Below are 18,649 nucleotides of genomic sequence, written 5' to 3' on the forward strand. Positions count from 1 at the left end.
CGGCCGTGCGCTCAGCGCAGCTTCTGCGCGGCCTCGACGGCCCAGTACGTGAGGATGTTCTGCGCGCCGGCCCGCCTGATGCCGGTCAGCGTCTCCAGGATCGCCCGGTCCCGGTCGATCCAGCCCTTCTCGGCGGCGGCCTCGATCATCGAGTACTCGCCGGAGATCTGGTAGGCCGCGACCGGCACGTCCACCGAGTCGGCGACCCGCGCCAGGATGTCGAGGTAGGGCCCGGCGGGCTTGACCATCACCATGTCGGCGCCCTCCTCCAGGTCGAGCGCCAGCTCTCGCAGGGACTCGCGCGCATTCGCGGGGTCCTGCTGGTAGGTCTTGCGGTCGCCCCGCAGCGACGAGGCGACGGCCTCACGGAAGGGGCCGTAGAAGGCGGAGGCGTACTTCGCGGTGTAGGCGAGGATCGCCACGTCCTCGCGCCCGATCTGGTCGAGCGCGTCCCGGACGACGCCGATCTGCCCGTCCATCATCCCGCTGGGGCCCACGACATGGGCGCCCGCGTCGGCCTGCACCTGGGCCATCTCGGCGTACCGCTCCAGGGTGGCGTCGTTGTCGACCCTCCCCTGCGCGTCGAGCACACCGCAGTGACCGTGGTCGGTGGTCTCGTCCAGACACAGGTCGGACATCACCAGCAGGTCGTCGCCGACCTCGGCCCGCACATCGCGGATCGCGACCTGGAGAATCCCGTCCGGGTCGGTGCCGGGCGTCCCGACGGCGTCCTTCTTCGCGTCCTCCGGCACCCCGAACAGCATGATCCCGGAGATCCCCGCCGCCACCGCCTCCGCGGCCGCCTTCTTCAGGCTGTCGCGCGTGTGCTGCACGACCCCCGGCATCGCGGAGATCGGCACGGGCTCGTCGACGCCCTCGCGGACGAAGGCCGGCAGGATGAAATCGGCGGGGTGCAGGCGCGTCTCGGCAACCATCCGCCGCATGACGGGCGAGGTCCGCAGCCGCCGGGGACGCGTACCGGGAAAGGATCCGTACTTCGTCATACCGCCTACGCTACGCCCGCCCCAGGGGCACCTTTGCCGACGCGGCGTCGGCGCCCGGCCCGCCGGCGCGGGCCGGTGCGGCACGACGACGGGACGCGCCCCGGGGCACGTCCCGTCACCTCACCGCCGGTGCGCTCACGTCGTGGAGCGACGCCTCCGGGCGCCCGGACGGCGCTCGCTCGGGCGGGTCACCGGGTCGCCGGACTCCAGTGCGGCGGCGCGGCGCTTCATGCCGAAGTCGGCCAGCGCCTCGGCCAGCTTGTGCACCGACGGCTCCGGAGCCATCACGTCCACCCGCAGCCCGTGCTCCTCGGCGGTCTTCGCGGTCGCCGGGCCGATGCAGGCGATCACCGTCACGTTGTGCGGCTTGCCCGCGATGCCCACCAGGTTGCGCACGGTGGACGACGACGTGAACAGTACAGCGTCGAACCCGCCGCCCTTGATCGCCTCCCGCGTCTCCGCCGGCGGCGGCGACGCCCGCACGGTCCGGTAGGCCGTGACGTCGTCGACCTCCCAGCCCAGCTCGATGAGCCCGGCGACCAGCGTCTCGGTGGCGATGTCGGCACGCGGCAGGAAGACCCGGTCGATCGGGTCGAAGACGGGGTCGTACGGCGGCCAGTCCTCCAGCAGGCCCGCGGCGGACTGCTCCCCGCTCGGCACCAGGTCCGGCTTCACGCCGAACGCGACGAGCGCCTTGGCGGTCTGCTCCCCGACTGCAGCAACCTTTATGCCGGCGAAGGCACGCGCGTCGAGCCCGTACTCCTCGAACTTCTCGCGCACCGCCTTGACGGCGTTGACCGAGGTGAAGGCGATCCACTCGTACCGCCCGGTGACGAGCCCCTTGACGGCCCGCTCCATCTGCTGGGGCGTGCGCGGCGGCTCGACGGCGATGGTCGGCACCTCGTGCGGCACGGCCCCGTACGACCGCAGCTGGTCGGAGAGCGACGCCGCCTGCTCCTTCGTCCGCGGCACGAGCACCTTCCAGCCGAACAGCGGCTTGGACTCGAACCACGACAACTGGTCGCGCTGGGCGGCGGCGGAACGCTCACCGACCACGGCTATCACCGGCCGGCCGCCCTCCGGCGAGGGCAGCACCTTGGCCTGCTTCAGGGTCTGCGCGACGGTCCCGAGCGTGGCCGTCCAGGTCCGCTGGCGCGTGGTCGTACCGGCCACCGTCACCGTCATCGGCGTATCGGGCTTGCGGCCCGCCGCCACCAGTTCCCCGGCCGCCGCGCCGACGGAGTCGAGCGTCGTCGACACGACCACGGTCCCGTCGGACGCACCCACCTCCGTCCAGCACCGGTCCGAGGCGGTACGGGCGTCCACGAACCGCACGTCGGCGCCTTCGGCGTCCCGCAGCGGAACACCGGCGTACGCGGGCACGCCGACCGCGGAGGCGACACCGGGAACGACCTCGAAGGGCACGCCCGCGGCGGCGCAGGCGAGCATCTCCTCGGCGGCGTAGGCGTCCAGGCCAGGGTCCCCGGACACGGCTCGGACGACCCGCCTGCCGCCCCGCGCGGCCTCCATGACAAGATGTGCCGCATCCCGTACCGCGGGGAGGCCAGCGGTTGTTGACGATCCGTCAACAACCGCCAGCTGAGGTGTGCCCGTGCCCGGGTGGGAGTCCGAGGAAGGACCCCCGTCCGTGTGCACTTCGGCGGCGCCTTGCCTGGCGTGCTTGCGCACCACGTCGAGCACGTCGCGCTCGGCGACGAGTACGTCCGCGTTCGCCAGCGCCTCGACGGCGCGCAGAGTCAGCAGTCCCGGATCCCCGGGTCCGGCACCCAGGAAGGTGACGTGCCCGTGTTCGAGGCCGGTGGGAAGGGTGGTGGGGCTCAATGTGCTCGCTCCCCCATCAGACCGGCCGCGCCCTGGGCAAGCATCTCGGCCGCGAGTTCACGGCCGAGCGCCATTGCCTGGTCGTACGTCTCGGGCACGGGACCGGTGGTGGACAGCTGCACCGTGCGCGAGCCGTCGGTCGTGCCGACTATCCCGCGCAGGCGCATTTCCTTGACAATCTGCCCGTCGGCCAAGAGGTCGGCGAGCGCGCCCACGGGGGCGCTGCAACCGGCCTCCAGGGCGGCGAGCAGTGACCTCTCGGCGGTCACGGCGGCCCGGGTGAACGGGTCGTCGAGCTCGCCGAGCGCGGCGATCAGGTCCGCGCGGTCCGCGGCACACTCGATCGCCAGTGCCCCCTGGCCGGGGGCGGGCAGAACCGTGTCGACCGACAGGAAGTCGGTCACCTCGTCGCTCCGGCCGATCCGGTTGAGGCCGGCGGCGGCCAGGACGACCGCGTCCAGCTCACCGTCGCGCACGTACCGGATCCGGGTGTCGACGTTGCCCCGTATCGGGACCGTCCGTATGTCCAGCCCGTGGCTGCGCGCGTACGAGTTCAGCTGCGCCGTGCGGCGCGGCGAGCCCGTACCGATGCGCGCCCCGCGCGGCAGGTCGGTGAACTTCAGGGCGTCCCGGGCGACGATCACGTCACGCGGGTCCTCACGCAGCGGGACGGCGGCCAGCGTCAGGCCCCCGGGCTGCGCGGTGGGCAGGTCCTTGAGCGAATGAACCGCGAAGTCGACCTCGCCCCGCAGCAGCGCGTCCCGCAGCGCCGTGACGAACACGCCCGTGCCGCCGATCTGCGCGAGGTGCTCGCGGGAGGTGTCGCCGTAGGTGGTGATCTCGACGAGCTCGACGGGCCGTCCTGTCACCCGGCTCACGGCGTCCGCCACCTGCCGGGACTGGGACATGGCGAGTCTGCTCCGCCTCGTCCCCAGTCTCAATGCCTTGCTGTTCATGCCGGCCCTCGGTTCTTGCTGTTCTCTGAGTCGTCGTCGGCGCGGGAGACCGCGGCCACCGCCTCCTGGTCGAGGTCGAAAAGGGTCCTCAGGGCATCCGCGTACCCCGCTCCGCCCGGTTCGGCCGCGAGCTGCTTGACGCGCACGGTCGGCGCGTGGAGCAGCTTGTCCACGACGCGCTTGACCGTCTGCGTGATCTCGCTGCGGTGCTTGTCGTCGAGCCCGGGCAGCCGCCCCTCGAGGCGCGCGATCTCGTGCGCGACGACATCGGCGGCCATCGTCCGCAGCGCGACCACGGTCGGTGTGATGTGCGCGGCCCGGAGCGCGGCCCCGAAGGCCGCGACCTCGTCGGAGACGATCCGGCGCACCTGGTCGACGTCGGCGGCCATCGGCGCGTCGGCGGAGGCCTCGGCCAGCGATTCGATGTCGACGAGCCGGACGGCGGCCAGCCGGTGCACGGCGGCGTCGATGTCGCGCGGCATCGCGAGGTCGAGCAGGAAGAGCACGGGCGCGGGCCGCGGGGCCTCGGCGGCCGGCTCGGGCCTGCGGCGCTCGGGAATGCGGCCGACGGCCGCGGCGGTGGCGGCGAGCGCGGCGATCAGCTCGGCGTCGGCCTCGGGCGCGCGGCGCGCGGCCTCACGGCGGTCGACGGTGCCGTTGTCCACCCAGGCCGCGTGCTGCTCCAGCGTCGCCGCGTCCATCCCGGCGACGGCGGCCTCCCCCATCACGGAGAAGCCGGCCTGCGCGGCGGACAGGTCGAGCGGGCAGTTCTCGTCGGTGCCGAGGGAGGTGGGCGGCAGCGGACGGACGCCGCCGTCCGCGGCCGGGCCGGTGCTCCGCGGGATCGCGGCGGGGACGCCCGTACGGCCCTCGACCGCCGCCGCGACCGCGTCGGCCGGCAGGACCAGGCTCGTCGCACCGGTGCAGGAGACCACCACGTCGGCACGTGTCAGCTCGACCGGCACCGATTCCATCGGTACCGCGCGGGCGGTCACGTCCGTTCCGTCGGCCTCGGCCAGTATCTGCGCCAGGCGCTCGGCGCGCTCCGCGGTGCGGTTGGCGACGACGATCTCGGCGACGCCGGCCCGCGCGAGGGTGGCGGCGGCCAGCGACGACATCGAACCCGCTCCGACGACCACCGCCCTCTTGCCGCGGGCCCAGTCCCCGACCTCGCCCCCGGCGGCCAGCTGCTCCAGGCCGAAGGTGACCAGGGACTGCCCGGCGCGGTCGATGCCGGTCTCGGAGTGGGCGCGCTTGCCGACCCTCAGCGCCTGCTGGAACAGGTCGTTCAGCAGCCGGCCCGCGGTGTGCAGGTCCTGCGCCCTGGCCAGCGAGTCCTTGATCTGCCCGAGGATCTGCCCCTCGCCGACGACCATGGAGTCGAGGCCGCAGGCCACCGAGAACAGATGGTGGACGGCGCGGTCCTCGTAGTGCACGTAGAGGTAGGGCGTGAGCTCCTCGAGGCCGACACCGCTGTGCTGGGCGAGCAGCGTGGACAGCTCGGCGACACCCGCGTGGAACTTGTCCACGTCGGCGTAGAGCTCGATGCGGTTGCAGGTGGCGAGGACCGCGGCCTCGGCGGCGGGCTCCGCGGCGACCGTGTCCTGCAGCAGCTTGGTCTGGGCGTCCGGGTGCAGCGCGGCGCGCTCCAGGACACTGACCGGGGCGCTGCGGTGGCTCAGTCCGACGACGAGGAGACTCATGCCGGCATCACGGCGGGTACGTCCCCGTCCGGGCCCTTGTCGGCCGGGTTCTTGCGCGCGGCGGCGACCGGTGCGGCGCCGTCGGTCCCGGCGGCCTCCTCCCCGGCCTTGCGCTGCTCGTGGAAGGCGAGGATCTGCAGCTCGATGGAGAGGTCGACCTTACGCACGTCCACGCCGTCCGGGACGGTCAGCACGGTCGGCGCGAAGTTCAGGATGGAGGTGACCCCGGCGGCCACGAGCCGGTCGCAGACCTGCTGGGCGGCGCCGGCGGGGGTGGCGATGACGCCGATGCTCACCCCGTTGTCCTCGATGATCTTTTCCAGGTCGTCCGTGTGCTGCACGGGGATGCCCGCGACGGGCTTGCCGGCCATCGCCGGGTCCGCGTCTATGAGGGCGGCCACCCGGAACCCGCGGGAGGCGAACCCGCCGTAGTTGGCCAGGGCGGCGCCGAGGTTGCCGATACCGACGATCACAACCGGCCAGTCCTGGGTGAGCCCGAGCTCGCGGGAGATCTGGTAGACGAGATACTCGACGTCGTAGCCCACACCACGGGTGCCGTAGGAGCCCAGGTAGGAGAAGTCCTTGCGCAGCTTGGCGGAGTTGACCCCCGCCGCGGCCGCGAGCTCCTCGGAGGAGACCGTGGGGACCGAGCGCTCCGACAGCGCGGTCAGGGCGCGGAGGTACAGCGGAAGCCTGGCGACGGTGGCCTCGGGAATCCCTCGGCTGCGGGTCGCCGGTCGGTGAGTTCGGCCAGTTGCCACGGTGCTCCTGCGGGTAGAGCGGGGCTGTGGGCGGTCACAGGTTCCCGGACCGCCCCGTCGACAGCAGGCTATGTCTTTGTGAACGCGTGCACAAAGATGGTGTCCGATTTGCCCGGCCAACGTGACCGGGGTCACGCACCCCCGCCGCACCGGTGCGGAACCGGCGCACACGCACCACCGTTCCTTTTCTTCTGGGGGCAAAACCGCACACTCTCCTCAACGATCCCCGCCCCCGAGACCAGACGCCATCGATCCTAAGCGACATGCCGGCCGGTTTGGACTACTCGGTCAGTGCCTTGCGCAGCCGCTGCTCGTCCACGCGCCAGAAGGTGTGCTGCCTGCCGTCGACCAGGACCACCGGGATCTGCTCCCAGTACTGCTCATGGAGGTGCCGGTCGCGCGAGATGTCCTTGCTCTCCCACGCGGCTCCCACCTCGCCGCACACCTTCTCCACCACGGACTGTGCGTCATCACACAGATGGCACCCGGGCTTGCGGATGAGCGTGACGACGCGGTCCTGCGGGGCCTTGCGGCGGAAGAGGGGACTCATGTCGGCCATTCTCGCGCGCCGGCCCCTCGCCGGGACACCCGCCGGGACGCCGGGGAACACCGGCCGGCGCCCGGACCGTATGAGTTCTTTAACGACACGGTCGCGGAGAGTTCACAGGCTTCGAACCTTGCGCGTATGGAGGCACCGAACAAACTGGCTATGCTCACGGGCATGGCCGCTCTCGGATGGCTCACTCCCCGTAGGCGCTCCGCCACGGCGCGGAGCGTGTTGGCAGGCGAGGCTTCTGCGGAGGCAGCCCGCAAGTCCTCGCAGGACGTCCCCCCGGAGGAACAGGAGTTCCCCGTGCTCGGCGACGACAAGGCTGCCGCGTTCTTCGACCTCGACAACACCGTGATGCAGGGCGCCGCGCTCTTCCACTTCGGCCGGGGTCTGTACAAGCGGAAGTTCTTCGAGACCCGCGACCTCGCCAAGTTCGCCTGGCAGCAGGCGTGGTTCAGGCTGGCCGGCGTCGAGGACCCCGAGCACATGCAGGAGGCCCGCGACTCGGCGCTGTCGATCGTGAAGGGCCACCGCGTCGCCGAACTCCGGTCGATCGGCGAGGAGATCTACGACGAGTACATGGCCGAGCGGATCTGGCCGGGCACCCGCGCCCTCGCCCAGGCCCACCTGGACGCGGGCCAGCGGGTGTGGCTGGTCACCGCGGCGCCGGTGGAGATCGCGACCGTGATCGCCCGGCGCCTGGGCCTGACCGGCGCCCTGGGCACGGTCGCGGAGTCCGTGGACGGCGTCTACACCGGCAAGCTGGTGGGCGAGCCGCTGCACGGCCCGGCCAAGGCGGAGGCCGTACGCGCCCTCGCCGCCGCGGAGGGCCTCGACCTCGAGCGCTGCGCGGCCTACAGCGACTCCCACAACGACATCCCGATGCTCTCGCTGGTCGGCCACCCCTACGCCATCAACCCCGACGCCAAGCTCCGCAAGCACGCCCGCACCCTCGACTGGCGGCTGCGCGACTACCGCACGGGCCGCAAGGCGGCGAAGGTCGGCATCCCGGCGGCGGCCGGCGTCGGCGCGGTCGCGGGAGGCACCGCGGCGGCGATCGCCCTCCACAAGCGGCGGCGCTGACGCCGTTGACAGCGCGCGACACGACGGGCCGGGCAGGTTTCCCGGCCCGTTCTGCGTTTGTGCAGTCCGGTTGGCTGCACACCGCCACAACACGCCCTGATCCGACGCGTAATCCGAACCGATTCGATCAATAATCGGTCACTCAGAGGTACTTGATCGGGCGTCAATCGGTTACAGAAGCGACGGAATCGGTGATTTGAGCAACTGGGTGTAGCAGCGCCTGCACGAAGCGTTATTCTCCTCAGACGCAAACCGGTACCACTCCGTCGCTACGACGGGTGAACGGTCCCGCACTGCACGTGATGGAAGCTCTGCCTCTGGGAGTCCCGTGTACCCACACGTCGGGGTTGACGCCTCGGGCCTGGCTACGCTGCGCGCAACGGTCCTCGACCTGTTGCGCGGCTTCGTCCCCACCGCGTACGCCGTCCCCGCCCTCGCCGTTGCCACCACCCCCGTCGGCCCGTGCTACGCGCTCGCCGACGGCAGCGCCGCCGTCGGCAGACGCGGCCGGGCGGCCGGCAGCACCACCGCCCGCCGACCGGCCGCGGACAGCGACAGCGCCCGGATGATGGACCTGGTCGAGCGCGCCCAGGCCGGGGAGGCCGACGCCTTCGGCCGGCTCTACGACCAGTACAGCGACACCGTCTACCGGTACATCTACTACCGCGTGGGCGGCAAGGCCACCGCCGAGGACCTCACCAGCGAGACGTTCCTGCGCGCCCTGCGCCGCATCGGCACCTTCACCTGGCAGGGCCGCGACTTCGGCGCCTGGCTGGTCACCATCGCGCGCAACCTCGTCGCGGACCACTTCAAGTCGAGCCGCTTCCGGCTCGAGGTGACGACCGGCGAGATGCTCGACGCCAACGAGGTGGAGCGCTCCCCCGAGGACTCCGTCCTGGAGTCCCTCTCCAACGCCGCCCTGCTGGAGGCCGTGCGCCGCCTCAATCCCCAGCAGCAGGAGTGCGTGACGCTGCGCTTCCTCCAGGGCCTGTCCGTCGCCGAGACCGCCCGGGTGATGGGCAAGAACGAGGGCGCCATCAAGACGCTCCAGTACCGCGCGGTGCGTACGCTGGCCCGGCTCCTGCCGGACGACGTACGCTGACGCTCGGTAACACCCAACTGGCATTCAGTGATAGCGGGTTGACTTCTCGTTCCGATCATCCGTCGTCCGTAACCCAAGTGCCGAGACGCTCGTTGTGCGGGATGCAGGCTCCCTGTGGTCACTCCCTGGCCGCCTCCGATCACTCGATCGTGTGGAAGTGGTCAGAGCGTGCAACCCTCAGGACCCCCTGGGGAGTCGACCGTCATGATGAGAGGAGGTGCCGCCAGTGATCGCGAACGTATCGGCACACCGGCGGGCGAACGCCTTCGCCCAGGCCCTGGAGGAGCAGCCGGACCGGGACACGGCGGCCCAGCCGTCCGAGACACGGCCCCCGGGCCAGGCCGCTGCGGAACAGACCGAGCAGGGCCGCCTGTTGGCCCTCGCGGAGTGTCTCGGCGAGGTGCCAGGGCCGAAGCTGGATCCCGAGGTCAAGGTCGTCCAGCGGGCCCAGCTGGTGGCCGCGTTCGAGGCCATGATGCAGGGCGTCGGCGGCGAGGCGGCCGAACCAGCGGTCCCCGGCCAGAAGCGGGGGAGCGAGGCGACATCGCCGGACGGGCGGTGGCGGGAGACGGGTGGGCGCTCCCGCGGTGCCCACCGCGCGAGCCCGCTCGGCAAGCTGCGGCCACGGTCACGGCTGACCAAGGGCCTGGCCGCGGGCGGACTGAGCGTCGGCGTCGCGGCGGGAGCCTTCGGCGGAGTCGCCGCGGCCAGCCAGGACGCCCTGCCCGGCGACTCGCTCTACGGGCTCAAGCGCGGCATCGAGGACTTCAAGCTCAACTACATGTCCGAGGGCGACGACCAGCGCGGTGTGGCCTATCTCGACCAGGCCTCCACCCGGCTGAGCGAGGCACGCCGGCTGATGGAGCGCGGCCGCGGCAACACCCCGATCGACCACGAGTCCCTCGGCGAGATCCGCCGCACCCTGGCCGGCGTCACGCACGACGCGTCGGAGGGCCACCGGCTGCTGCACGAGGCGTACGAGCGCGATCCCCACTCGCTCGGCCCCATCCAGGCCCTGTCCACCTTCTCCCGCTCGCACCGCGAGGTCTGGGGCGCCCTGCGCGAGCGGCTCCCGCTGCAGCTCGGGGACGTCAGCGAGCAGGTGTCGTCGGTGTTCAACGCCATAGACGAAGAGGTCGCCCCGCTGCAGTCCCTGCTGCCCCCGTCCCCGGCCCGGGGCGGCGGCGGCGCACAGCGGCACGGCTCGGGGAAGGCGTCCGAGGGCACCTCCGGCTCCGGGCGTGGGTCGGCGTCGCCCAGCGCCGGCCGGAGCTCCTCCGAGCACAGCCGTCCCGGCAGCCCCAGCCAGTCGGCCGGCTCCACCGGCGACGGCCTGCTCGGCGGCAACACCGGCGGCCTGCTCGACCCGCCGAAGGACAGCGGCAGCGCCTCCCCGTCCGCGAGCAAGTCCCCGAGCAGTGAACCGGACGTGACGATCCCGCCGCTGCTCCCCGGCCTGCTCCCCGGCCTCGGCATCGACGGCGAGGACACGAGCCAGTAGGACGAGGTCCACCGTGTGGGGCGCCCTTCAAGCGAAGGGCGCCCCACACGCGTGGCGACGTCAGCAGAACGACGTCAGAAGAAGACCGACCGGCGCTGCACCAGCAGCTTGTAGAGGGTGTGCTGGATCTGCTCCCTGACCTGGTCGGTCAGGTTGAACATCAGCATCGGGTCCTCGGCGGCCTCCGGCGGGTAGCCGTCCGTGCGGATCGGCTCGCCGAACTGGATGGTCCACTTCGTCGGCAGCGGCACCGCACCGAGCGGACCGAGCCACGGGAAGGTCGGCGTCAGCGGGAAGTACGGGAAGCCCAGCAGCCGCGCCAGGGTCTTCGCGTTGCCGATCATCGGGAAGATCTCCTCCGCGCCCACGATCGAGCACGGGATGATCGGGGTGCCGTGGCGCAGCGCCGTGGAGACGAAGCCGCCCCGGCCGAACCGCTGCAGCTTGTAGCGCTCGCTGAAGGGCTTGCCGATGCCCTTGAAGCCCTCGGGCATCACCCCCACCAGCTCGCCCTGGCCCAGCAGCCGCTCGGCGTCCTCCGCACAGGCCAGCGTGTGGCCCAGCTTGCGGGCCAGCTCGTTGACCACCGGCAGCACGAAGACCAGATCGGCGGCGAGCAGCCGCAGATGGCGGCCCGCCGGATGGTGGTCGTGCACGGCGACCTGCATCATCAGGCCGTCCAGCGGCAGCGTCCCGGAGTGGTTGGCGACGATCAGCGCGCCACCGTCGGACGGGATGTTCTCGACGCCCTTCACCTCGACCCGGAAGTACTTCTCGTACACCGGCCGCAGCAGGGACATCAGGACCTGGTCGGTCAACTCCTCGTCGTAGCCGAAGTCGTCGACCTCGTAGTCGCCGGTGAGGCGGCGGCGCAGGAAGGACAGGCCGCTCGCGACGCGCCGCTCCCAGCCGCCGTCCTCCTGCGGCTTCCCGAGCGGCTCCTCCTCGTGCGTCACGGGAACATCATCCTGCGCAGACACCCTGCTGGGCAGGGGCTGGACCTCACTGACCAGCGCGGGTTGCGTGGTCTTGCGCCGGCTCCCCGCGCCCCGGCGCCGCGACGGCCGCTGAACGGCGCTCCCGCGGGACCGGTCGTCGTCGAACGGAATGACCTTGGCATCCGCCATCGTTGATGCGCTCCTCAGTTGGCGCTCTGCGTCGGGGGGTGGCCGCCGCCCAGTGCGGGCAGCGCGGCGATCCGGTCGACGGCCCCCGCAAGGGCCTCCGGCGGCAGGAGCCCGGGTCCATGACTGTGCGCGAAGTCGGCGAAGGTCTCCGCCGTCGTGTACTTCGGCCTGAATCCGAGTGTCTCCCGCATCTGGTCCGTCGCCACGACCCGGCCGTGGGTGAGCAGTCGGATCTGCTCGGGCGAGAAGTCCGTCATCCCCAGCGTACGCACCAGCGAACCGGCCCAGGTGACCGCGGGCAGCAGCAGCGGCACCGTGGGGCGGCCGAGCCGCCTGGAGCACTGGGAGAGCAGCAGAACCCCGTCGCCGGCGATGTTGAAGGTGCCGCTGTTGAGGGTGCCCCGCGCCGGCTCCTGCGAGGCGATCCGCAGCACTTCCATCACGTCGTCCTCGTGCACGAACTGCAGCCGCGGGTCGTAGCCGAAGACGGTGGGCAGGACCGGCAGCGAGAAGTAGGAGGCGAGCGGCGTGTCCACCGCGGGCCCCAGGATGTTGGCGAAGCGCAGCACGCACACGGCCACGTCGGGCCGGCGCCGCGCGAAGCCGCGTACGTACCCCTCGACCTCGACGGTGTCCTTGGCGAAGCCGCCGCTGGGCAGCGACTTGGGCGGGGTGGTCTCGGTGAACACCGCGGGGTCGCGGGACGCGGAACCGTAGACGTTCGTACTGGACTTCACCACGAGCCGCTTGACGGTCGGCGACTTCTGGCAGGCGCCGAGCAGCTGCATCGTGCCGATGACGTTGGTCTCCTTGATCGCCGCCCGGCTGCCGCTGCCCAGCCCGGTAGCGCTCACATCCATGTGTACGACCGTGTCGGCGCCGGTCTCGGCGAGCACCCGCCCTATGGTGGGCTGCCGGATGTCGGCCTGGATGAAGTCCGCACCGCCCAGGTGATGCTCCGGCTGCACCGCGTCCACGGCGATGACCCGGTCGACCCCCGGGTCACGCTGGATGCGTCGTACGAACCGGCCCCCCAGCCGGCGGGCCACTCCGGTCACGAGCACGACCTTGCCCAAGATCTGCGCCTTTCTTCCAGCCCATCCGGTACTCGTAGCCTGTCGCGTTCCCCGCTTGCGGCCAACTTAGCGGGTCGATGTTGCGCTGTGATGACCACCCAATGCACGAAGTGACGACATCCACAGACGTACGAACAGACCAAGCCATGTGAAACGTGTGCGTAGGCACGGCACGAGCGCATGATCCCGTGTGTTTCCGGTGGCTTCTGTGAAGCCCAAACGCGTGTGGCCCCCCACCGGTTGCGGTGGGGGGCCACAGAACACGCTCCTAGAGCATCGCTTACTTCTTGTTGCGACGCTGAACGCGCGTGCGCTTGAGCAGCTTGCGGTGCTTCTTCTTCGCCATCCGCTTGCGCCGCTTCTTGATAACAGAGCCCACGACTACCCTCGCTCACTTCTCATCACTCGGTGTTGGGCGCCATGGGCCCATACGACCTACGAGGGGCCAGCCTACCCGCCCGAGCGCTGAGGTCGTAATCGAGGCTTCCCGGGGGAGATCCCTGCAGTGCCCTGAGGATCTCCCCGGGACGTCCGTCAGGCGGTTTCCACCCCCACGTAGCTCTCGCGAAGGTACTCGTGAACCGCGTTCTCGGGGACGCGGAAGGACCGCCCCACCCTGATCGCGGGCAGATGACCGCTGTGCACCAGCCGGTACACAGTCATCTTCGACACTCGCATCACCGAGGCGACCTCCGCCACGGTAAGGAACTGAACCTCACTCAGAGGCCTCTGCTCAGCAGCCATGACACACCTGAACCTTCCGCACTCGACGGCCACCGGCTTCCCCTTCCGGTGACTCTTCGTCGCTGCGTGCTCACTCCCCAATGTAGGGGCGGGTGATGCGAGTGGGGAAGAGGTGCACCCATCGGCGGCCTACTGTGACAGACACGCTCGATTGAGTACGTAGCGGGTAAGCGGCCGGTAGTAATCAGACCGCACAGCGTCATCAAGTGGAACGACGACGGACACGGACCCCTCGGCCTCGCCCACGAAGAGCGCGGGGTCGTCCGTATCGGCGAGCCCAATGGCCTCGAACCCCAGCTGACCTGCCCCGCAGACCCAGCCGTGGTCCCCGACGACCAGTTCGGGAAGGGTTCCGCCGACCTCGGCGGCTGCGGCCAGGGCCGTACGAACCGGGAGCGGAGAGTGCGTATGCACGCCGGTCGCACAACCGGGGCGTGGCCTCCCGGGTTCCCGCACCAACGCGACTCCTTGTACGTAGTCAAGGTTGTACGTACGTAGACCGAACCGGGTCGTTATGTCGACACGGCGACCATACGCGGGGGTGAGGACGGTGCACCCCGCCGCCGACAGCGCGTCCGCCAAGGCGGCGTAGAAGCCGAGCAGGCGGTGCGGATGACCGGTGCCGAGGAGCACAGGGGCGCCGCGCCGGGCCGCTGCGGCGAGACGGGCCGCGAAGGCGTCCAGCGCGGCCAGGGTGCATTCCGGATCGATCACATCTTGGCCGGAGACATGCTGAGGATCGGCCGAAACCCCGCACTTGTCCGACATCAACTCGATCAGATCCTGCTGTCTCCACGTCCATTCGGGATCAAGTCCGATCAGCACCCGGGGGTCGCGGGCGGCGAAGAGCCGATAGCTGCGCAAGCTCTCCTCCCGCGAGGTGGCCACGGGCCCGGCGAGACGGGCCGCCAGGAGATGGGCGCGCAGGGCTCCGGTGCTCAACACGTCTGCGATGGTGACGGACCGCGGGCCGCCCGAGGGCGGAAACAGGGGCAATACCCCACGGGTGGCGTAATGCGCCGTGGTTCAGGACTCCGGCCACTGCGGCTGCCCCGGCACCCGGGCGGGAGCCCGCAGGCGGGCCACCGCGTCCGCCCCGGGCACCACTTCCAGGGCCTGCTTCACAAGCTGCCGGGACAGAACACCTAGGCCAGCAGCCCGCGCAGCGGAAACGCCGCGCGCCGCGTGGCCAGCACCGCCTGGTCGAGCCGGTCCGCGGGGTCGTACCCCTCGTCCCATCCGGCGTACGACACCGGCCAGCGCCCGTCGGTCATCCGCGCCGGCGCCAACTGCCGTGTACGGGCGAAGACTTCCTGCCGCCAGCCCTTGGGAATCGTCGTCTCGGGCGCGACCTCGCGCCCCGCCGCGATCGCCACGAGATGCGTCCACGACCGCGGCACCACCTCGACCACCGCGTATCCCCCGCCGCCGAGCGCGACCCACCGCCCGTCGGCGTGCTCGTGCGCCAGGTCGTGGCAGGCGACCTGCACCGCCCGCTGCGCGTCGAGCGACACGGCCAGATGCGCGAGCGGGTCCTCGAAGTGCGTGTCGGCCCCGTGCTGCGACACCAGCACCTGCGGCCGGAAATCGGCGATCAGTTCCGGTACGACGGCATGGAAGGCCCGCAGCCATCCCGCGTCCCCGGTCCCGGCCGGCAGCGCGACGTTCACGGCCGACCCCTCGGCGGAGTCGGCCCCCGTCTCCTCCGGCCACCCGGTCTGCGGGAACAGCGTCCGCGGATGCTCGTGCAGGGAGATCGTCAGCACCCGGGGGTCGTCCCAGAACGCCGCCTGCACCCCGTCCCCGTGGTGCACGTCGACGTCCACGTACGCGACCCGCTCCGCCCCCAGCTCCAGCAGCCGCGCGATCGCGAGCGCGGCGTCGTTGTAGATGCAGAACCCGGAGGCGGCGCCCGGCATCGCGTGGTGCAGCCCGCCCGCGAAGTTCACCGCGTGCAGCGCCTCCCCGCGCCACACGGCCTCCGCCGCCCCCACCGACTGCCCGGCGATCAGCGCCGACACCTCGTGCATGCCCGCGAAGGCGGGATCGTCCAGCGTGCCCAGCCCGTACGCCCCGTCCGCCGCCTCAGGATCCGCCGAGGCCGTCTTCACGGCGTCGATGTAGTCCTCGCGGTGGACGAGCCGCAGCGTCGAATCCCCGGCGGGCTTCGCCGCCACCACCTGGACCTCCTTGTCGAGCCCGAAGGCATCGACGAGGTGCCTGGTCAGGGCGAGCCGGACCGGGTCCATCGGATGGTCCCGGCCGAAGTCATAGCCCGTTACTGCCTCGTCCCACATCAGCTGTGCGCGGCCGCTCATGCCCGCCACCGTATCGGTCCGATCGGGGAGCGAACGAACGGGCGTAGAACAAGGTCACCAGCACCAACAGCATCGGCACGAGCATCGCCCAGCGGTAGCTCCACGCGTCGCCCAGCGCACCGACCAGCGGCGAGCCGATCAGGAAGCCGACGTAGTTGAAGACGTTCAGCCGCGCGACGGCGGCGTCGGAGGCGTCCGGGAACAGCCGCCCGGCCGCAGCGAAGGTCTGCGGCACCAGGACGCACAGCCCCAGCCCGACGAGCGTGAATCCGAGCATCCCGGCCCACGGCCCCGGCGCCACGGCCACCACGGCGAACCCCAGCGCCCCCACCAGCGCGCCCAGCCGCACGACGGCCACCGCCCCGAACCGGCGCACCCCGGTGTCCCCCAGCGACCGCCCCAGCAGCGTGGTCACCATGTAGACGTTGTAGGGCACCGTCGACAGCTGCTCCGAGCTCCCGAGCACGTCCTTCAGATACTTGGCGCTCCAGTTGGAGACGGTCGAGTCCCCGATGTACGCGAAGGTCATCACCAGACACAGCGGCAGCAGCAGCTTGAAGACGATGCCCTGGCCCTGCACCCGCTCCCGCTCCTGTTCCGCCACCGCCGTGGCGGAGCCCCCGTCGACGTACCAGCGGCTCCCCACCAGCGTGGCGGGCAGCAGCACCGCGACGACCGGCAGATACGACACCCACAGCGCCAGATGCCAGTGCGCGCCCACCCAGGCCAGCGAGGCGCCGACGATCCCGCCGAGGCTGAAGGCGGCGTGGAAACTGAGCATGATGCTGCGGCCGTACGCCCGCTGCAGGCTCACTCCGAGCATGTTCATCGAGGCGTCGAGCCCGCCGACGGCGAGCCCGAACGCGGCCAGCGCGATCCCCAGTTCGGCCAGGTGCTCCCCCGCGCCGACGCCGAGAAGCGCGAGCAGCACCACGGGCTGCAGGCACCGCAGCAGCAGGCTCGGGCGTATCCGCTTCACCAGCTGCTCGGTCGTCACACTGCCGACGCCGGCCAGGATGGGTACGGCGGCCAGGAAGACGGGCAGCAGCGCGTCGGACACCCCGTACCGGTCCTGAATGGCCGGGATACGGGTCACCAGCAGGGCGAAGGTGGCGCCCTGCGCGAGGAAGCTGAACGCCAACGAGGCCCTGCCGCGCCGCAGCACATCTGTCATGGCGGCGAGCGTAGGGCCCCTGGCTACCTGTGGGTAGATCCAGCCAAAGATGAATTTCCCTCAGCTTTACCTTCTTGCTCAGGCGGCGACGGCGACCTCGGCCCGGGCGGCAGTCTCCTCGGCCTCCGCCTCGGCCCGGACCATCGCCTCCATCGGCCCGGCGGCCAGTGCGCCGCTGATCACGAAGGTCACCGCCATCACACCGATCATCAGGACCCCACCGAGCCACACCATCGTGTCCACGGGGATGGTGTACGCCCCTACGACCCGCGCCACGCACTCGGCGAGCAGCGCCGCACCCCAGACCACGGAGAACACCCGCTCCCTGCGCAGGAAGTCCACCGAGGCGGCCGACCGCCCCGACACCAGCCGCTGCCAGGCGGCCTCCTTCGCCCGGTCGCCCTTGACCAGGAAGGGCTTGATGCCGGCGGTCATCATCGGCCTGCCGACGGCCACCGACACCAGGATGCCGATGCCGACCGTGCTGCTGACCGCGCCGTCCTTGGCGAGCATCAGCCGCGGGTCGCCGGAGACGAAGCTCAGCAGCAAGGAGATCACGTTGACGACGAGGATCAGCCCCGCGAGCCCGTTCACCCGCCGCTGCTTCCCGATGCTCCAGACGGTCCGCACCGCCGGGACGACGCTGCTCCAGGCGAGCGCCGCGAAGGTGCTCGTCCCGAACGCGTTCTTGACCAGGTAGTACGAACCGAGGGGGACCGCCACGTCCACGATCAGCGGACGGAAGGCGTCGAGCGCGCTGGGCGTGCGGGTGCCGCTCCGGTCCTGGGACACTGTGTTCGTCGTCATGCCCTCAGCTTCCCGCCCGGCACCAGGCCGCCAGTAGAAACGATCGTCCGGAGCTCGGCGTGACAAATGTCAGCCCAGCCCCGGTGCCGACGTCATACCCGCGTCATACCAGCAGGTCGGCCAACTCACCGAAGTCGCCGAAGAGTTGTGTGGCCCCGGCGAGCCGCTCGGCCGGCGTCATGGCGGTGAATCCGTACACGTCCATCCCGGCCGCCCTGGCCGCCCGCACCCCGAGCGGACTGTCCTCGACGACCACGCACCGCTCCGGCGCGACCCCCATCCGCTCGGCCGCGTACAGAAACAGATCGGGCGCCGGCTTCCCCCGCCCCACGTCCTGCGAACTGAAGATCCGCTCGTCGTCGAACCACCGGTCCAGCCCGGTCTTGCGATGCCCCACCCGGATCCGCTCATGACTCCCGGAGGACGCGACGCAGTACGGCACCCCGTCCGCAGCCAGCTTCTCCAGCAGCCCGACGGCTCCTGCGACCGGCTCCAGATCCCGCTCGAACGCCGCGAACACCCGCGCGTGGAAGACGTCGTCGAAGTCCGCCGGCAGCTTCCGCCCGGTCCGCTCCTCGACGAGGTCATGGACCCGGTGCATGGCGGCGCCCATGTAGTCACGAAGGGAGTCCTCGTACGAGGTCGGATGCCCGAGCTCGGTCAGATAGGCGGCGAGGAGCCGGTTGGAGATGGGTTCACTGTCGACGAGGACGCCATCGTTGTCGAAGATCACGAGGTCGTAGCGCATGACCCGAGCCTAAACGCAGAAAACCCCCGCACCGAGGGGTGCGGGGTTTTCTGAAGTTTTGTTCGGCGGCGTCCTACTCTCCCACAGGGTCCCCCCTGCAGTACCATCGGCGCTGTAAGGCTTAGCTTCCGGGTTCGGAATGTAACCGGGCGT

The 18,649-nt window shown here is 71.0% G+C and carries 18 protein-coding genes and 1 rRNA gene; 3 read left to right on the forward strand and 16 right to left on the reverse strand.

Annotated elements, in window-relative coordinates:
- Positions 1-11: 11 nt before the first annotated feature.
- The 6 genes from hemB to ACIRPX_RS25780 all read right to left on the reverse strand — a co-directional run bounded on the left by hemB (position 12) and on the right by ACIRPX_RS25780 (position 6,825).
- A complete protein-coding gene (gene hemB / locus ACIRPX_RS25755; protein WP_404198964.1) occupies positions 12-1,004 on the reverse strand; it encodes a porphobilinogen synthase in 993 nt (330 codons plus the stop codon).
- A 135-nt stretch (positions 1,005-1,139) separates the two neighbouring features.
- Entirely contained in the window at positions 1,140-2,846 is a 1,707-nt protein-coding gene (locus tag ACIRPX_RS25760) for a uroporphyrinogen-III synthase (protein ID WP_404198967.1), read from the reverse strand.
- Positions 2,843-3,802: a hydroxymethylbilane synthase gene (gene hemC / locus ACIRPX_RS25765; protein ID WP_404198969.1), complete on the reverse strand. Its 960-nt coding sequence runs from the start codon at positions 3,800-3,802 to the stop codon at positions 2,843-2,845. Before hemC ends, ACIRPX_RS25760 begins: the two co-directional genes overlap by 4 nt.
- Positions 3,799-5,505: a glutamyl-tRNA reductase gene (locus ACIRPX_RS25770; RefSeq protein WP_404198972.1), complete on the reverse strand. Its 1,707-nt coding sequence runs from the start codon at positions 5,503-5,505 to the stop codon at positions 3,799-3,801. Before ACIRPX_RS25770 ends, hemC begins: the two co-directional genes overlap by 4 nt.
- Complete coding sequence (locus tag ACIRPX_RS25775) at positions 5,502-6,266, reverse strand: redox-sensing transcriptional repressor Rex (RefSeq protein ID WP_384266073.1); 765 nt, start codon at positions 6,264-6,266, stop codon at positions 5,502-5,504. Before ACIRPX_RS25775 ends, ACIRPX_RS25770 begins: the two co-directional genes overlap by 4 nt.
- 280 nt (positions 6,267-6,546) lie before the next feature.
- Positions 6,547-6,825: a glutaredoxin family protein gene (locus tag ACIRPX_RS25780; RefSeq protein WP_404198976.1), complete on the reverse strand. Its 279-nt coding sequence runs from the start codon at positions 6,823-6,825 to the stop codon at positions 6,547-6,549.
- Between the two features lie 162 nt (positions 6,826-6,987).
- On the opposite strand from ACIRPX_RS25780, the gene ACIRPX_RS25785 reads away from it, so the two are divergent.
- From ACIRPX_RS25785 to ACIRPX_RS25795, 3 genes are all read left to right on the forward strand, one after another.
- Entirely contained in the window at positions 6,988-7,899 is a 912-nt protein-coding gene (locus ACIRPX_RS25785) for an HAD family hydrolase (protein ID WP_404198979.1), read from the forward strand.
- Between the two features lie 328 nt (positions 7,900-8,227).
- Positions 8,228-9,001: an ECF subfamily RNA polymerase sigma factor, BldN family gene (locus ACIRPX_RS25790; protein ID WP_404198982.1), complete on the forward strand. Its 774-nt coding sequence runs from the start codon at positions 8,228-8,230 to the stop codon at positions 8,999-9,001.
- A gap of 226 nt (positions 9,002-9,227) precedes the next feature.
- Complete coding sequence (locus tag ACIRPX_RS25795; RefSeq protein ID WP_404198985.1) at positions 9,228-10,502, forward strand: DUF5667 domain-containing protein; 1,275 nt, start codon at positions 9,228-9,230, stop codon at positions 10,500-10,502.
- 74 nt (positions 10,503-10,576) lie between these two features.
- Here ACIRPX_RS25795 and ACIRPX_RS25800 read toward each other — a convergent pair whose 3' ends face one another.
- The 10 genes from ACIRPX_RS25800 to rrf form a co-directional block, all read right to left on the reverse strand.
- Complete coding sequence (locus tag ACIRPX_RS25800) at positions 10,577-11,629, reverse strand: lysophospholipid acyltransferase family protein (protein WP_404198987.1); 1,053 nt, start codon at positions 11,627-11,629, stop codon at positions 10,577-10,579.
- A gap of 14 nt (positions 11,630-11,643) precedes the next feature.
- On the reverse strand, positions 11,644-12,705 hold the full coding sequence (locus ACIRPX_RS25805; protein WP_404198989.1) for an NAD-dependent epimerase/dehydratase family protein: 1,062 nt from the start codon (positions 12,703-12,705) through the stop codon (positions 11,644-11,646).
- A gap of 280 nt (positions 12,706-12,985) precedes the next feature.
- Positions 12,986-13,084 carry a 30S ribosomal protein bS22 gene (locus ACIRPX_RS25810; RefSeq protein WP_003948845.1) on the reverse strand — a complete coding sequence of 33 codons (99 nt, stop codon included), beginning with the start codon at positions 13,082-13,084 and terminating at the stop codon, positions 12,986-12,988.
- Between the two features lie 155 nt (positions 13,085-13,239).
- Positions 13,240-13,449, reverse strand: a complete 210-nt coding sequence (locus ACIRPX_RS25815; RefSeq protein ID WP_016437488.1) for a helix-turn-helix domain-containing protein — start codon at positions 13,447-13,449, stop codon at positions 13,240-13,242.
- Positions 13,450-13,578: 129 nt separating this feature from the next.
- Positions 13,579-14,394 carry a phosphatase gene (locus tag ACIRPX_RS25820; protein ID WP_404198992.1) on the reverse strand — a complete coding sequence of 272 codons (816 nt, stop codon included), beginning with the start codon at positions 14,392-14,394 and terminating at the stop codon, positions 13,579-13,581.
- 200 nt (positions 14,395-14,594) lie between these two features.
- The gene (locus ACIRPX_RS25825; RefSeq protein ID WP_404198995.1) at positions 14,595-15,767 is read right to left on the reverse strand and encodes an acetoin utilization protein AcuC; all 1,173 of its coding nucleotides are present in this window, start codon (positions 15,765-15,767) and stop codon (positions 14,595-14,597) included.
- Positions 15,718-16,941 (reverse strand): MFS transporter, encoded by a 1,224-nt coding sequence (locus tag ACIRPX_RS25830; RefSeq protein ID WP_404198998.1) that lies wholly within the window; start codon positions 16,939-16,941, stop codon positions 15,718-15,720. Before ACIRPX_RS25830 ends, ACIRPX_RS25825 begins: the two co-directional genes overlap by 50 nt.
- Positions 16,942-17,019: 78 nt before the next feature.
- Positions 17,020-17,748, reverse strand: a complete 729-nt coding sequence (locus ACIRPX_RS25835; RefSeq protein WP_404199001.1) for a VC0807 family protein — start codon at positions 17,746-17,748, stop codon at positions 17,020-17,022.
- A gap of 103 nt (positions 17,749-17,851) precedes the next feature.
- On the reverse strand, positions 17,852-18,496 hold the full coding sequence (locus ACIRPX_RS25840; RefSeq protein ID WP_404199003.1) for an HAD family hydrolase: 645 nt from the start codon (positions 18,494-18,496) through the stop codon (positions 17,852-17,854).
- A 60-nt stretch (positions 18,497-18,556) separates the two neighbouring features.
- Positions 18,557-18,649, reverse strand: a 5S ribosomal RNA gene (gene rrf, locus ACIRPX_RS25845); the annotation flags it as partial.

The sequence above is a fragment of the Streptomyces sp. NPDC101225 genome (genome assembly GCF_044767585.1).
Taxonomy (GTDB): Bacteria; Actinomycetota; Actinomycetes; order Streptomycetales; family Streptomycetaceae; genus Streptomyces.